Consider the following 14,416-nt stretch of genomic DNA (forward strand, 5'->3'; position numbering starts at 1 on the left):
CCTCAAGCACGACCGCCGACCGACCGCAGCGATTCGGTCGGTCGCGGTCGGCGATCGCGTGTCCTGCGGTGCGTCCGTTCGGGTGCGCATCAGTTCGTGTGCGTATCAGTGGCGGCGGTCGCCAGGTCAGTGGCGCGTCGGGTCCCCGGTGCGTCGGGTCCCCGGTGCGTCGGGTCCCCGGTGCGTCGGGTCCACGGTGCGTCAGGTCCACGTGGCGTCAGGTCCACATGGCGTCGGTTCAGCGGCGGATGACGACGCCGTGGCGGTCGGTGAATTGCCAGCCGTGAGGTGTCCAGGTGATCTCGATGTCGTGGTCGTGGGTGTGGTCGTGGTGGTGCCAGCACAACAACACCCCGGTGGTGGCATCGGTGTCACCGTGGTCACGGAACCATTGGATGGAGTGGTGGCATTCACACATACGTGGCGGCGCGGTGCAACCGGGGTATTGGCAGTGTTTGTCGCGGGCGATGATCGCGCGACGTAATTGGCCGGTGAAGGTGCGTTTGGATCGGCCGATATTGATGAGCTGTGAGTCCGGGCTGAACATGAACCGGCTGATCTCCGCATCACACATCAATTTGTCCAGCACCGGACGTGAGACCGGCTGCCCGTCCTCGAACACCGCCGGGCGAAGCACCTCCGGCACCAGCGGTGCGGGGTTGAGCAGCCCGCCGACGGGTGGGGAGCCGATCAGCAGGGCCGGGTCCACCCGGTCGCAGTCGGTGGGGTGCAGGGACGGGTCGAGCAGGTGGGTCACCCCGGCGCGGGTGGTCATGGCGATCAGGGTCGGGTAGTCCACCAGCACGCTGATGTGCGGTCGTACTGAGGAGCCTTTGCCGGTCAGGCCCTGGTCCAACGTGAGCCGGGCCAGGTCCGACAGGGCACCCGCGCGACGTTGCGACGCGGTGCGGTCATCCCCGGCCGCCGGGACGCCTTGCACGGCCTGCAACGCGACTAGGAGACCTTGGCCGTGCTCAGTGGTCAGGAACCCGGACAGGTGGCACCCACCCGTGGTCGCCGACACGTCGAAGAACTCCCGCTCGGTGGCGTCTTTGTATCCCCGCTCGTCCGCCTCCGGGTCCGCGGCCGCGGCCCACCGGCGGGCGAGCATGCGCAGGGTGTCGGCGCTGACCTGCGCGGCCTGGTCCAGCAGGAACCGTTCCCCCACCGGGGCGTCGGGGTCGGCCAACACCGCCCGGCGCACCTCGCTGGTCGCCGCGGCAGTGGTCAGGATCTCGGCCTGCTCCACACTGACCCGACCCTCACCCCCGTTGACCACCGCCGCGGCGGTCAACGGCAACTCATCACGCAGGGCGTGAGCCAGGCGCGTCATCCGCTTGGCCCGGGCGTAGGTCAGGTGCGCACGCCGGGCCAGCCAGGTCGGGAACGTGCGCGCGCCGTTGACGTTCCACGGCACGTCGGACTCCACCACGGGTAGTGCGCGGATGGCGATGGCCTGCAACCGGTCCGACAGCTCAAACACCCTGTCGAACAACTCCAACGCCCCCGCCCCGTCCAGGTCCCGCGGCGCCAGGGCAGCCAGTGCGTCGACCTGCGCCTCGATCACCGCCACCCGATCCGCCAACGACACCCGTGACGCAGGCGTGGGTGTGGTGGCCGGAGGGGCGGGCACGGGTGGCTGCTGCGGGACTGGCGGTGTGGGCGTGGGCGGCTGGGTAGCCGGCGGGGCGGGTGCAGGCGGCCGCGAAGACGCGCGCTCGTCCGCTTCAAAGGTCATCTCACACCCCCACATCGCTACGTGTCAGGAATACCCCTGCTGCCTCAGAACCGGTGAAACTCACCATTTCCGATGCAATCCACACTAACCGGGGGCACTGACATTCCCCGCTGCGTCGTCGGGCAGGGGTGTGGACAAAGAACAGCGCACCGAAATCTGTGGAAAGGCATTCGTGGGGGCCGGCTGGGGGCGGCTCATTGACCATGATTCCGCGCGGTAGATATGCGACGAGAAGGGGGGTGGCTTCAGTCGCGCCAAGGCCGTCGAACGGTCGGCGCGTTGCGTCCCTTCGCGCCTACGGCTGGTTGACGACGACGACGCCGACGAGCGCGACCAACAAGACCGCGATCGTCAGTCCCCATGGGGGTCAGCGCGCCGGGCCCACCTCGCTGCGGCACTCAGTGATCCGCTGCTCGGGGAGCCCGGGCCCGAGCGCTACCCCCGGGCGCGGTCTGTCGCCTGGGCCGCCAGCGCCCGGCGCACCGTGTCGCGGTTCTCGACGACCATCCGGCGCAGGCCGGGGTGCCGGTCTGAGAGCTGGGCGAGGAAGGCATCGGTCCGACCGAGCAGATCGACGCCGGGGTGGGCGGCGAGCTCGATCGGGTAGAGGGACTGCGCGATGTCCTGGCGCATGTCGTTCCCCCGGGTCGCCCAGACGTCCTCGATCGAGGCGAAGTACTTCTCGAGGTAGGGCACCAGCAGCTCGCGATCGTGCACGTCGACGAAGCCGCCGATCGACGTCTCGAGCAGCGCGTTCGGCAGGGTGTCGAGCTCGACCATGGAGTGCCACGCCGCGGCCTTCGCCTCGGGCGTGGGGATCGCGGCCCGGGCGCCGGCGGCCTCACGCTCACCGCTCGCGGTCGCGTCGGTCACGAGCATCGCGTCGATCTCGGCGGACCCGGCGCGGCCGCCCGCGACGAGCGCGGTGAGCAGCTCCCAGCGCAGGTCGGTGTCGATGGTGAGGCCGACGAGCGCCCGCCCGCCCGCGAGCAGCTCGGCGATGAGGTCGAACTGGCCGGTCGAGACCGCGCGTGCCACGAACGCCTTGACGAGCTGGAGCTGCGTGTCGCTGCCGGCGGGTGCGTCCTGGGTGAGCTCCCAGAGCAGGTCTGCCGCCCGGCGGGAGGCGTCCTCGCGGAACTCCTCCGCGACGAACATGTCGAGCGTCGTGGAGAGCTGGCGCAGCAGCACGAGCACGACGGACGAGTGCGTCTCGGCGGCAAGGTTGCCCAGAACGAGGTCGATGAAGTCCCGGCCGGCCCACTCGCCGTCGCGCGTCATGTCCCAGGCCGCCGCCCACACCAGGGTGCGAGGGAGGTCGGCGGGGAACGACCCGAGGTGCGCGGTCGCGGTGGCGAGCGACTGCGCGTCGAGGCGGACTTTGGCGTACGCGAAGTCGTCGTCGTTCACCAGGAGCAGGGCGGGCCGGTGCAGCCCGACGAGCTCTGGCACCTCGGTGCGCGGTCCGTCCACGTCGAGCTCGACGCGCACGGTCCGCTCGAGCCGAGCCGAGCCGTCGTCGTCCACCACGTCGTAGCCACCGATCGCGAGGCGGTGCGGGCGCTGCACGGGGTGCGCGGCCGGAACCTCCTGGAGCACGGCGAACGACGTGATGACGCCGTTGGCGTCGCACTCGATCTCCGGACGCAGCAGCGTCACGCCCGCCTGCTCGAGCCAGAGGCCGGACCAGTCGGACAGGTCGCGCCCGCTCGCCGCCTCGAGCTCGACGAGCAGGTCGCGCAGCGTGGTGTTGCCGAACGCGTGCTTGGCGAAGTACGACTGCACGCCGGCGAAGAACTGCTCCTGGCCCACCCACGCGACGAGCTGGCGGAGCACGCTCGCGCCCTTGGCGTACGTGATCCCGTCGAAGTTGACCTCGACGTCGGCCAGGTCGCGGATCTCGGCGACGATCGGGTGCGTCGAGGGCAGCTGGTCCTGGCGGTAGGCCCAGGACTTCTCCATCGAGGAGAACGTGGTCCAGGCGCCGGTCCACTGGGTGGCCTCGGCCGCGGCGAGCGCGGAGGCGTACTCGGCGAACGACTCGTTCAGCCACAGGTCGTTCCACCAGCGCATCGTGACGAGGTCGCCGAACCACATGTGGGCGAGCTCGTGCAGGATCGTGATCGCGCGACGCTCGACGGTCGCGTCCGGCACCTTCGAGCGGAACACGTAGGACTCGCGGAACGTCACCGCGCCGGCGTTCTCCATCGCGCCGGCGTTGAACTCCGGGACGAAGATCTGGTCGTACTTGGCGAACGGGTAGGCCCGACCGAAGCTCTTCTCGTAGAACCCGAACCCGCGGCGCGTGACGTCGAGGATGTTCTCAGTGTCGAGGTGCTCGACCAGCGAGGCCCGGCAGTAGACCCCGAGCGGGATGGTGCGGCCGTCCGAGCTCGTGAGCGTGCCCGTGCCGCCGAGGTACGGACCGGCCACGATCGCGGTGACGTAGCTCGACAGCACCGGGGTGGGGTCGAAGGTCCACACCGAGGTGGGCGCGGCGTCCGTCGAGCCGGGCGCGGGGACCGGGACGGGCGTGGGGGAGTTGGAGATGACCGTCCACGCCGACGGGGCCGTGAGGACGAACGTGAAGACGGCCTTGAGGTCGGGCTGCTCGAACACCGCGAACACGCGACGGGAGTCGGCGACCTCGAACTGCGAGTACAGGTAGACCTCGTCGTCGACCGGGTCGACGAACCGGTGCAGGCCTTCGCCCGTGTTCGTGTACGCGCAGTCGGCCACGACGCGGAGCTCGTTGTGGGTCGCGAGGCCCGTGAGCTGGATGCGGGAGTCGGCGTACACCGCGGCGGGGTCGAGCGCGGTCCCGTTGAGCGTGATCTCACGGACGGCCGGGGCGATCAGGTCGACGAACGTGGCCGCGCCGGCGACGGCGTCGAACCGGATCACGGTGCTCGACCGGAACGTCGTCGGTCCGGTGGTGACATCCAGCGCGACCCGGTAGGACGTCACGGACAGCAGCGCAGCGCGCTCCTGAGCCTCATCGCGGGTCAGGTTCTCGGCGGGCACAGCAGCGGCTCCCTCGTGGGTGATTGGGTTCGGCGGAATCATCCCACGCCGGTGCTGGTTGGTCCGATTGCACGCACTTATCGCGTCCATCAAGGGAGCACCTCTCGTGGCCCAGCCCATCCCGACCCCCGTGGTCGACTTCTGGTTCGATCCGGCGTGCCCGTGGGCCTGGCTGACCTCACGCTGGATGGACGAGGTTGCCCTCGTGCGCGACGTCGACGTCCGCTGGCACGTGATGAGCCTGGCGGTGCTCAACGACGGCCGTGACCTGCCGCAGGAGTACCGCACGTTCCTCGATCAGGCCTGGGGTCCGGTGCGGGTGATCGTCGCGGCTGCGGAGCTGCACGGCGAGAAGTACATCAAGCCGCTCTACGACGCGATGGGTACGCGCCGGCACCCGGGCGGTCGCTCGGACACCGCCGCGATCATCGCCGAGTCGCTCGCCGAGGTCGGGTTGCCGGCCGAGCTGGCGACCTATGCCGACTCGGTCGAGTTCGACGCACCGCTGCGCGCCTCGCACGCCGCCGGCATCGGTCTGGTCGGCGAGGACGTCGGCACCCCGGTCGTGGCGATCGACGGTGTCGGCTTCTTCGGCCCGGTGATCACGCCCGCACCGCGCGGCGAGGTCGCCGGCCGCCTGTGGGACGGTCTGGCCCTGCTGACCTCCGTGCCGGGCTTCTACGAGCTCAAGCGGACGCGCACCGCGGGGCCAACTTTCGAGTGACGATGCCGGGGCCCGTGCGGCGGCGTGTGATGCTGTCACCCGGAGCATTCGCCGTTCGGACACGAGGAGCACGCACCGATGGATCAGTCGCCGGCACCCAGCGAGGGGCGTGGCTTTCTCGGCAACCTCGGTCCGAGGATGACCGCATTCGTGGTGGCCGACGGCGTGCTGGTGCTGGCTTTCATCGTCGTGCTCGCCCTGCAGCTGTCCGGGGGCCTGGGCGGGTCCGCCGCCGCAACGGCCCCGTCGGGGACGACGAGCGCCTCGCCGCGTGCGACCGATGCCTCCCCGTCGCCGGCCAGCACGAGCCCTGACGCCGTGATCTTTGCGCTGCCCAGCGGCAACATCGCGTGCGAGCTCTCGGAGGCGGGTGCGAAGTGCACCATCGCCAACAGCTCCGCGACCCCGCCGGTGGACGCGACGTGCTCGGGTGTCATCGGTCTCGTGCTCACCGTCGACAAGGACGGTGCCGCGACGCCGTGCGTCGAGGGCGCGGCGCCCGGCGCGGCCGCCAAGGGTACCCCCGTGCTCGAGTACGGCCAGTCCAAGACGGTCGGCGACTACACGTGCACGAGCTCATCGACCGGCGTGACCTGCAAGAACGACAAGACCTCCGAGGGCTTCAAGCTGGCGAAGGCCGGCTCCGAGCTGTTCTGACCCGGCAGCCGGCCTCCCCGTCGCTGCTATCGGCTCACCAGATCCGCACCCGCTCGGCCGGGTCGAGGTAGAGGTTGTCGCCGGGAGCGACGTCGTAGGCGACGTAGAACTCGTCCACGTTGGACACCACCCCGTTGCAGCGGAACTCGTTCGGCGAGTGCGGATCCGTCGCGAGGCGTCGGACGACCTCCTCGTCGCGTCCCTTGGACTGCCACGCCTGCGCCCAGCCCAGCAGTACGCGCTGCAGGCCCGTGAACCCGTCGATCACAGGGGCCTGGTCGAGCGGGGCGCCGAGCGCGATCCGGTACGCCCTGATCGCGATGGACAGGCCGCCGAGGTCGCCGATGTTCTCGCCGATCGTCAGGGCGCCGTTGACGTGATGCGACCCCCCGAGCTGGACGGGGGAGAAGGCGTTGTACTGCTCGATCAGGGCCTTCGTCCGGACCTCGAACTCGGCCCTGTCCTCCGCGGTCCACCAGTCCTCGAGCCGACCGGACCCGTCGTACTTCGAGCCCTGGTCGTCGAACCCGTGGCCGATCTCGTGGCCGATGACGGCACCGATCCCGCCATAGTTGACGGCGTCGTCGGCGTCGGCGTCGAAGAATGGTGGCTGCAGGATCGCCGCGGGAAAGACGATCTCGTTCATGCCGGGGTTGTAGTACGCGTTCACGGTCTGCGGCGTCATGAACCACTCGTCGCGGTCGAGCGGCTTGCCGATCTTGTTGAGCTCGCGGTCCTGCTCGAACGCGGACGCGCGCCGGACGTTCCCGACCAGATCGTCGGTGGTGAGCACCAGGGCCGAGTAGTCGCGCCACTTGACCGGGTAGCCGATCTTCGGCGTGAACGCGTCGAGCTTGGCCAGGGCCTTGACCTTGGTGCTCTCGCCCATCCAGTCGAGCACGGTGATGGACTCGCGGTAGGCCTCGACGAGGTTGTCCACGAGGCGGGCCATGCGGTCCTTGTGCGTGGGCGGGAAGTGCCGCTGGACGTACACCTCGCCGACCGCCTCGCCGAGGACGCCCTGCACCAGGCCGACGCCGCGCTTCCACCGGTCCCGCAGCTCCTGGGCACCGGTGAGCGTGCGGCCGTAGAAGTCGAAGTTGGCCTCGACGAGCGCGCTCGACAGGTACGGGGCCCGCGCGCTGATCGCGTGATAGGCGGCCCAGACCTTCCAGTCCTCGAGCGAGGCCTGCTGCCACAGCGCGGCGAACCCTTGCGCGAAGGACGGCTCGCGCACGACGACGTTCTCGAGCGACCCCGCGGGGGCGCCCAGCGCGAGCGCCCAGGCGTGCCAGTCGAAGCCCGGCGCGGCCTCGGCGAGCGCGGCGAGCGTGGACGGGTTGTAGGTCAGGTCCGCGTCGCGGTCCTTGACGACGTCCCAGTGCACGGCGGCCAGGGCGGTCTCGAGCGCGATGACCCGGCCGGCGGCATCATCGGCCGCGGCGTCGGTGGCTGCTCCTCCCAGGGTGAGCATGCGCGCGATGTGGGGCCGGTACGCAGCCAGGACCCCCGCGTACTGCGCGTCGCGGTAGTACGACTCGTCGGGCAGCCCGAGCCCCGACTGGCACAGGTACACGACGTAGCGGTCGGGATCCTTCGCGTCGTTGTCGACCCAGAAGCCGACGGCCCCGGCGGCACCGGTGCGCTGCAGGGTGCCGAGCGCGACGGTCAGCTCGTCGAGCGAGCTCGCCTGCTCCAGGAGCGCAAGGTCGGTCCGCACCGGGGTCGTGCCCAACCGCTCGACCGTGTCGGCGTCCATGAAGCTCGAGTACAGCGCGCCGATCTGCGCCTGGACCCCGGCCGTCGCACCGCTCGCAGCGCTGGTCGCGGCACCGGCGGCGGCGTCGGTGATGATGTCGCGGACCTGCTCCTCGGCCTGGTCGTGCAGTGCGCGGAAAGCACCGTCCATCGCGCGGTCCGCAGGGATCACGTGCTGTGCGATCCACTTCCCGTTGACGTGCGCATAGAGGTCGTCCTGCGGGCGGATCGCGGGGTCGAGGGCGGTGAGGTCGATGCCGCTTCGGGCCATGGGGTTGAGTCTCTTCTCTGATCCGGGTCGTGGGTGCGACGCCTGGGCGTCGCCGCCTTACCACCCTACGCAGGCCCGCCCACAAGGGTGCGAGGTGCGGCGTGCGGGGTGCGGCAGGATGGCATCATGCGTATTCACATGGCAGCCGACCACGCCGGGTTCGAACTCAAGGCACTTCTCGCCGAGCACCTGCGATCCGCGGGGCACGAGGTCGTCGACCACGGCGCGCCCGTGTTCGACGCGCTCGATGACTACCCGTCGTTCTGCATCGCGGCCGGCGAGGCCGTGGTGGCCGACCCGGGCAGCCTCGCCGTCGTCATCGGCGGTTCGGGCAACGGTGAGCAGATCGCCGCGAACAAGGTCGTCGGGGTGCGCGCCGCGCTGGCCTGGAATGACGACACCGCTCGCCTCGCCCGCGCGCACAACGACGCGAACGTCGTGTCGATCGGTGCCCGGCAGCACTCGCCCGCCGAGGCTGCCGCGCTCGTCGACGCGTTCATCGCCGAACCGTTCAGCGGCGACGCACGCCACCAGCGCCGGATCGACCAGGTGGGCGCGTACGAGTCGGGTCGCTGAGCTCAGAAGATCCAGCTGCACAACGGCGCGACCGGCCAGCCGAACGCGCTCGAGGCGCTCAGCAGCGCTCCGGCCCGGTGCTCGACGACGAGCCCGGCGCTCGCCAGGGCGGCGAGCGAGCGACCGCCGAGGTACGCCGCGCCCAGCTCGCGCACGTCAAGGGTGAGGTCGGCGGTGTCCTGCGTGGCGTCGACCGTGGCCGGGTAGCCCGGCCCGTCGACGTGGGGCGCGCCCGTGCGCACTCGCCAGCGCGCGGCGTTCGCGGGCAGATGCGCGTCGGTCACCTCGAGCACGACGTCGACCGGGGCGCAGTAGCGGCGCGCGGCGAGCGCGACCGGCACGTCGAGCAGGCGGACCCAGAGGTTGTCGACGACCCGTGGCCCGGCGCCGCGCCGGTCGACCAGGAGGCTGAGCAGGGCGTCGTCGGCCGCGAGCATCGGCGTCTCGACCGTGGACATGAGGTCGAGGTCGAGCAGGAACGTCCAGAGCCGATGGGTCGCCGCGGGGTCGAGCGCCGCAAGCTCCGCCACGTGCACCGTGCCGGCGGGACCGGTGGATGACCAGGCGCCCTTGCGCCGGAAGAGCGCGTAGCCGCGCACGGCCCCGGCGTCACGCACGACGGCGATCTGCAGGGCTTCGGCGCCCTCGCGCCAGGGGCGTGGATCCGCCAGGTGCCGGGCGCGCAGCAGCGTGCTCGTGCGCTCGATCCACCCGGGCCGGCCCGCGCCCGCGGCGGCGTGCACGGCGTGGATCAGGTCGCTGTGCAGGGCGTCGTCGGCCGCCTCGAGGCGCAGGTCGAGCGCCGCGGAGCCGGGCACGTCCCGCAGCGCCGCCCCGCGCTGGACGGTCAGGCGCACATCGTCGGCCGCGCCGCCGTAGCCGAACCGGCCGTAGATGCCCGCCTCCGCGGCGAACAGCGCCGAGACGGGCTCGCCGCGCGCGATCGAGCGGTCGAAGTGGGTCGCGATCATGGACGAGAGCAGCCCGCGCCGTCGGTGGTCGGGCCGCACCCCCACCCAGGTCAGGCCCGAGCACGGCGTGCTCCCTCCCGGCACCGGGAGCGTGAACGGGTACGACGCGTGCACCCCGGCGAGCAGCCCGTCCGCGGTCTCGATCGCCATCGTCCGGTCCCAGTCCAGCGTGATCGGGACGAGGTCGTCGACCTCGGGGTCGGCGGTGAACGCGAACGCGATCCGGTCGACGGCGAGCACCTCGTCGCGGCGCGACTCGGGGATCTGGACGGTGCGGTAGCCGTGCGATGCAAGGGACATGGACCCCATCGTGGTGCGTCGGGCCCGTGCCCGCGACGCATTATCTGTGCGCTGACGTCGGTGCGCGCCGGGGGTGCCCGCGCGGTCGGTACTCTCGCGAGGTGACAACCCGCAGGTTCGGCCCCCCGCGCCGACCAGACATCGCCCGGCGCATCGCCGTCCGGCTGCGCCGGTGGGGGCTCTCGCTGCAGGTCGTGGTGACGATCGCCCTCGTGCTGCTCGTCGGCGCAGCGGGCGTCGGTCTCGTCGGGGCGCGCGACTGGGTGCCCCCGAGCGTGATGCTGCTCCTCCTGCTCACCGCGGCGTTCCTGCTGCGGCTCGTGGGCACGGCGATCGTCTGCGCCGCGGTGGCGATCGAGATCAGCTTCCTCCTGGTGAGCGGTCGGGCCGAGCTCAGCCCGGGGGTGCTGCTCGTTCAGGCGGTGGCGCTCGTGGCGGTGCTCGGGTTCGTCCGGAGCCGGGAGAAGGTCGGCCTGTCGGGCGCCGCCGGGAGCCACATGCTCGTCGACCTGCGCGACCGTCTCGAGGCGCACGGCCGGATCCCGCGACTGCCGGGCGGCTGGCGGGTGGACCGCGCGCTGCGCTCGGCGTTCGCGGAGGCGTTCTCGGGCGACTTCGTGGTGGCCGCACGGGCGGAGGGCGGTGGCCTGCTCGAGATCGTCCTCGTCGACGTCTCCGGCAAGGGCCAGGCTGCCGGGGTCCGGTCGCTGCTGCTCTCGGGCGCGTTCGGCGGGCTGCTGGGCGCGATGCCGCGCGAGGACTTCCTCCCCGCGGCGAACGAGTACCTCCTGCGCCAGGACTGGGACGAGGGCTTCGCGACGGCGGTGCACTTCGCCGTGCGCCTGGACACCGGCCAGTACTGGGTCTCGACCGCCGGGCACCCGCCCGCGGTCCACCTGCATGCCGGGTCGGGGCTGTTCGAGGTGGTGGACACGATCGGGGGACCGGTGCTCGGGGTCGTGGAGAAGCCGACCTTCCGGACGCACACCGCGACGATGCTCCCGGGAGACGCGCTGATGCTCTACACCGATGGGATGGTGGAGGTACCGGGCTCGGACCTCGAGCTCGGGATCGACCGGTTGATGGGCGTGGCCGAGCTCGTCGTCGCGACGCGGCGCGGTGGCGCCGAGGCGGTGCTGGCGGAGGTGCGGGCGGGCGATGCCGACGACCGGGCGCTCGTGCTGATCTACCGTGACTAGAACGATCGACGGGGACTGGACCGATGCGCGTGGACGATGACTACCTCGAGGCCGTGCTGGACCTTGCCCAGCGCATCCCGCCCGGGCGCGTGATGACCTACGGGACCATCGCCGAGTTCGTCGGCGACCAGCTCGTGGCCGACGGCGGTCGGCGACGCGGCGGACCGCGTCAGGTCGGCCAGGTCCTCGCCCGGGCCGGCGGCGGCGTCCCGTGGTGGCGCGTGGTCAACGCCGCCGGGAGCCCGCCCGCCTCGAACCTGTCGCGGGCCCTGACCGAGCTGCAGCGCGAGCACACCCCGCTGGTGGCGGCGGGGCTGCGCGTCGACCTCACCGCAGCGCTGTGGTGGCCCGACTCGGACTAGCGAGCGCGTCCGCCACGACGGCGAGCGACCTGGCGTTCCCCTGGACCATGATCGTCGTCACCGCGGTGCTCTCCCAGGCGACCAGCTCACGCCGGATCTTGGCGGACGGCCCCACCAGGGCCACGTCCTCGACCAGCTCGAGCGGGACCGCCGCCGTCGCCTCGGCCCGGCGACCGGCCAGGAAGTGCGCCTGGATCTCGTCGCACACCTCCTCGTAGCCGAGGCGCACCAGGACATCGCGGTGGAAGTTCACGCCCTTGGCGCCCATCCCGCCCGCGTACAGCGCGATGAACGGGCGCACGTGGTCCGCCGCCCGCTCGACGTCGTCGTCCACGACGACGGGGACGATCGCGCTGACCTCGAAGTCCTCGACCGGACGCGGCGGGCGGACCCCGGCGACGCTCCCGCGGCGCGCGAAGCCGTCCGCGAGCAGCTGGCGGTAGGTCGCGTCCATGCGGGGCGAGTAGAACAACGGCAACCAGCCGTCGGCGATCTCGGCGGCGAGTGCGACGTTCTTGGGTCCTTCCGCGGCAAGGTGGATCGGCAGGTCGGCGCGCAGCGGGTGCACGGTGGACCGCAGGGGCTTGCCGAGACCGGAGCCCCCGCGCAGGGGCAGCGTGTAGAAGTCGCCGTCGTACGTCACCGGTGCCTCGCGCGCGAGCACCTCGCGGACGATCGCGACGTACTCCCGGGTCCGGGCGAGCGGACGCGGGTAGGGCTGGCCGTACCAGCCCTCGACCACCTGGGGGCCCGAGGCCCCGAGGCCCAGGGTGAAGCGGCCGCCGGAGAGGTGATCGAGCGTGAGTGCGGCCATCGCTGCGGCGGTCGGGGTGCGGGCGGACATCTGCGCGATCGCTGTGCCGAGCCGGACGGTCGAGGTGTGCCCACCCCACCAGGCCAGCGGCGTCAGCGCGTCCGAGCCGTACGACTCCGCGGTCCAGACCGAGTCGAAGCCGACTCGCTCGGCCTCGAGGACCGCCTCGAGCGCGCCGGGCGGGGGACCGGCAGACCAGTAGCCGCTGAAGTATCCGAGCCGCATCGTCAGTCCCCTGTCTCGACGTCAAGATGAGCCATCCTGCCTCACCCCGGCGAGCGGTGGGCTGGAACTAGATGTAGATCGCGGGGTCGTCGACGAAGGCCTCGAGCACGGGCGAATCGGCACGCGAGCGGATCTTGGCCGGGACCCCGACGGCGATCGCACCGGCGGGGATGTCCGTGATCACGACGGCGTTGGCCCCGATCTGGGCCCCGTCGCCGATCCACACCGGGCCGAGGATCTTCGCGCCGGCGCCGACGACGACGTTGTTGCCGACGGTCGGGTGCCGCTTGCCGTGGTGCATGGCTCGCCCGCCGAGCGTCGCCCCGTGGAACAGGACGACGTCGTCGCCGACCACCGCGGTCTCCCCGATGACGACGCCCATCCCGTGGTCGATGAACAGCCGGCGGCCGAGGCTCGCCGCGGGGTGGATCTCGACCCCGGTCGCCGCGCGCGCCGCCTGCGAGAGCAGGCGGGCGAGCAGTCGCAGGGACGGCTCGCGCCACATCCGGTGCGCGAACCGGTACACCCAGACCGCGTGCACGCCGGGGTAGCCGAGCGCCACCTCGAGGCTCGACCGGGCCGCCGGGTCGCCCCGGCGGGCCGCGTCGAGGTCCTCGCGCAGCACTGTCAGGGCGTACCGGAGGTTCGGCATCAGTCCATCAGGTCCGCGTACAGCACGGAGGTCAGGTAGCGCTCCCCGAACGACGGGACGATGACCACGATCAGCTTGCCGGCGTTCTCGGGACGCTTCGCGAGCAGCAGGGCGGCGTGGATCGCCGCGCCGGACGAGAGGCCGACGAGCAGGCCCTCGCGCTTGGCGGTGTCGCGGGCGACGGCCACGGAGGTCTCCGCGTCGACGTCGATGATCTCGTCGTAGATCGTGCGGTCGAGGATCTCCGGGACGAAGTTCGCGCCGATGCCCTGGATCTTGTGCGGTCCGGGTGCTCCGCCGTTCAGGATCGGCGACTCCGCGGGCTCGACGCCGACGATCTGCACGCCGGGCTTGCGGGCCTTGAGGACCTGGCCGATGCCGGTGATCGTCCCGCCGGTACCGATGCCGGCCACCACGATGTCGACCTCGCCGTCGGTGTCGTCCCAGATCTCCACGGCCGTCGTGCGACGGTGGATGTCGGGGTTGGCCTCGTTGGCGAACTGGCGCGCGAGGATCGAGCCCGGACGCTCCGCGGCGATCTCGTTGGCCTTGTCCACGGCGCCCTTCATGCCGCCGGAGCCCGGGGTGAGGATGAGCTCGGCGCCGAACGCGCGCAGCAGGGCGCGGCGTTCCTTGGACATCGTCTCGGGCATGGTCAGCACGACGTCGTAGCCGCGCGCGGCGCCGACCATCGCCAGGGCGATCCCGGTGTTGCCGCTGGTCGCCTCGACGATCGTGCCGCCGGGCTTGAGCTCGCCGGACTTCTCGGCCGCATCCACGATCGCGACCCCGAGCCGGTCCTTGACGGAGCTGGCCGGGTTGTAGAACTCGAGCTTGGCGACGACGGTCGCGTCGAGTCCCTCGGTGATCTTGTTCAGCCGCACGAGCGGGGTGTTGCCGATGAGCTTGGTCACGTCGTCGTAGATCTTTGCCATGAATCCTCTTCGGGACAGGCCGCGTGGTGGAGCGGCTCGGGTGCTTGGGGAACCGGCGCGAGGCCGCGGTTGTTCCGTCGTCTCGCCGGGAAGTGCCGGGGGGTCGCGTTTAGCGAGCGCTGGCGGCCGTCAGGGGGTGCCCGGAGAAGGGATCCCCGGGACACAGCAGGCCAGCGCTCTACAGACAGCGACAGGACGCGACCGGACAGC

At 71.5% G+C, this 14,416-nt stretch carries 12 protein-coding genes; 5 read left to right on the forward strand and 7 right to left on the reverse strand.

Translation table 11 applies throughout. The annotated features are described in order from the left end of the window. Positions 1-238: 238 nt before the first annotated feature. Positions 239-1,633: a DUF222 domain-containing protein gene (locus tag VTA80_RS16090; protein WP_407342095.1), complete on the reverse strand. Its 1,395-nt coding sequence runs from the start codon at positions 1,631-1,633 to the stop codon at positions 239-241. A gap of 540 nt (positions 1,634-2,173) precedes the next feature. Beyond that, positions 2,174-4,762, reverse strand: a complete 2,589-nt coding sequence (pepN, locus tag VTA80_RS16095; RefSeq protein WP_407342096.1) for an aminopeptidase N — start codon at positions 4,760-4,762, stop codon at positions 2,174-2,176. A 106-nt stretch (positions 4,763-4,868) separates the two neighbouring features. Between pepN and VTA80_RS16100 the strand changes: the two genes are divergently transcribed. Beyond that, the gene (locus VTA80_RS16100; protein WP_407342097.1) at positions 4,869-5,486 is read left to right on the forward strand and encodes a DsbA family protein; all 618 of its coding nucleotides are present in this window, start codon (positions 4,869-4,871) and stop codon (positions 5,484-5,486) included. 138 nt (positions 5,487-5,624) lie between these two features. Beyond that, positions 5,625-6,143, forward strand: coding sequence for a hypothetical protein (locus tag VTA80_RS16105; protein ID WP_407342098.1), 519 nt, complete (start codon positions 5,625-5,627; stop codon positions 6,141-6,143). 34 nt (positions 6,144-6,177) lie between these two features. Here the strand turns inward: VTA80_RS16105 and VTA80_RS16110 are convergent, their stop codons facing one another. Further along, on the reverse strand, positions 6,178-8,172 hold the full coding sequence (locus tag VTA80_RS16110) for a M13 family metallopeptidase (RefSeq protein WP_407342099.1): 1,995 nt from the start codon (positions 8,170-8,172) through the stop codon (positions 6,178-6,180). Between the two features lie 126 nt (positions 8,173-8,298). Here VTA80_RS16110 and VTA80_RS16115 point away from each other — a divergent pair, with 126 nt between their 5' ends. After that, positions 8,299-8,748, forward strand: a complete 450-nt coding sequence (locus VTA80_RS16115) for a ribose-5-phosphate isomerase (protein WP_407342100.1) — start codon at positions 8,299-8,301, stop codon at positions 8,746-8,748. A 2-nt stretch (positions 8,749-8,750) separates the two neighbouring features. Here VTA80_RS16115 and VTA80_RS16120 read toward each other — a convergent pair whose 3' ends face one another. Next, positions 8,751-10,019 carry a GNAT family N-acetyltransferase gene (locus VTA80_RS16120; protein WP_407342101.1) on the reverse strand — a complete coding sequence of 423 codons (1,269 nt, stop codon included), beginning with the start codon at positions 10,017-10,019 and terminating at the stop codon, positions 8,751-8,753. Positions 10,020-10,120: 101 nt separating this feature from the next. On the opposite strand from VTA80_RS16120, the gene VTA80_RS16125 reads away from it, so the two are divergent. Both VTA80_RS16125 and VTA80_RS16130 read left to right on the forward strand, forming a co-directional pair. Next, a complete protein-coding gene (locus tag VTA80_RS16125; protein WP_407342102.1) occupies positions 10,121-11,218 on the forward strand; it encodes a PP2C family protein-serine/threonine phosphatase in 1,098 nt (365 codons plus the stop codon). A 23-nt stretch (positions 11,219-11,241) separates the two neighbouring features. After that, entirely contained in the window at positions 11,242-11,580 is a 339-nt protein-coding gene (locus VTA80_RS16130) for an MGMT family protein (protein ID WP_407342103.1), read from the forward strand. Here VTA80_RS16130 and VTA80_RS16135 read toward each other — a convergent pair. The 3 genes from VTA80_RS16135 to cysK all read right to left on the reverse strand — a co-directional run bounded on the left by VTA80_RS16135 (position 11,546) and on the right by cysK (position 14,206). Next, a complete protein-coding gene (locus VTA80_RS16135; protein ID WP_407342104.1) occupies positions 11,546-12,619 on the reverse strand; it encodes an LLM class F420-dependent oxidoreductase in 1,074 nt (357 codons plus the stop codon). The genes VTA80_RS16130 and VTA80_RS16135 overlap by 35 nt on opposite strands. A 67-nt stretch (positions 12,620-12,686) precedes the next feature. Then, positions 12,687-13,271: a serine O-acetyltransferase EpsC gene (gene epsC, locus VTA80_RS16140; RefSeq protein ID WP_407342105.1), complete on the reverse strand. Its 585-nt coding sequence runs from the start codon at positions 13,269-13,271 to the stop codon at positions 12,687-12,689. Continuing rightward, positions 13,271-14,206, reverse strand: coding sequence for a cysteine synthase A (gene cysK, locus VTA80_RS16145; protein WP_407342106.1), 936 nt, complete (start codon positions 14,204-14,206; stop codon positions 13,271-13,273). Before cysK ends, epsC begins: the two co-directional genes overlap by 1 nt. Positions 14,207-14,416: the final 210 nt, after the last annotated feature.

The organism is Pengzhenrongella phosphoraccumulans, assembly GCF_045689905.1.
Classification (GTDB): domain Bacteria; phylum Actinomycetota; class Actinomycetes; order Actinomycetales; family Cellulomonadaceae; genus Pengzhenrongella; species Pengzhenrongella phosphoraccumulans.

Bases quoted from the DNA above. Each gene is read 5' to 3' on its own strand.
- VTA80_RS16130 (WP_407342103.1), top strand. From the start codon at position 11,242: ATGCGCGTGGACGATGACTACCTCGAGGCCGTGCTGGACCTTGCCCAG.
- VTA80_RS16120 (WP_407342101.1), bottom strand. From the start codon at position 10,019: ATGTCCCTTGCATCGCACGGCTACCGCACCGTCCAGATCCCCGAGTCG.
- VTA80_RS16115 (WP_407342100.1), top strand. From the start codon at position 8,299: ATGCGTATTCACATGGCAGCCGACCACGCCGGGTTCGAACTCAAGGCA.
- VTA80_RS16105 (WP_407342098.1), top strand. From the start codon at position 5,625: ATGACCGCATTCGTGGTGGCCGACGGCGTGCTGGTGCTGGCTTTCATC.
- VTA80_RS16135 (WP_407342104.1), bottom strand. From the start codon at position 12,619: ATGCGGCTCGGATACTTCAGCGGCTACTGGTCTGCCGGTCCCCCGCCC.
- VTA80_RS16110 (WP_407342099.1), bottom strand. From the start codon at position 8,172: ATGGCCCGAAGCGGCATCGACCTCACCGCCCTCGACCCCGCGATCCGC.
- cysK (WP_407342106.1), bottom strand. From the start codon at position 14,206: ATGGCAAAGATCTACGACGACGTGACCAAGCTCATCGGCAACACCCCG.
- epsC (WP_407342105.1), bottom strand. From the start codon at position 13,271: ATGCCGAACCTCCGGTACGCCCTGACAGTGCTGCGCGAGGACCTCGAC.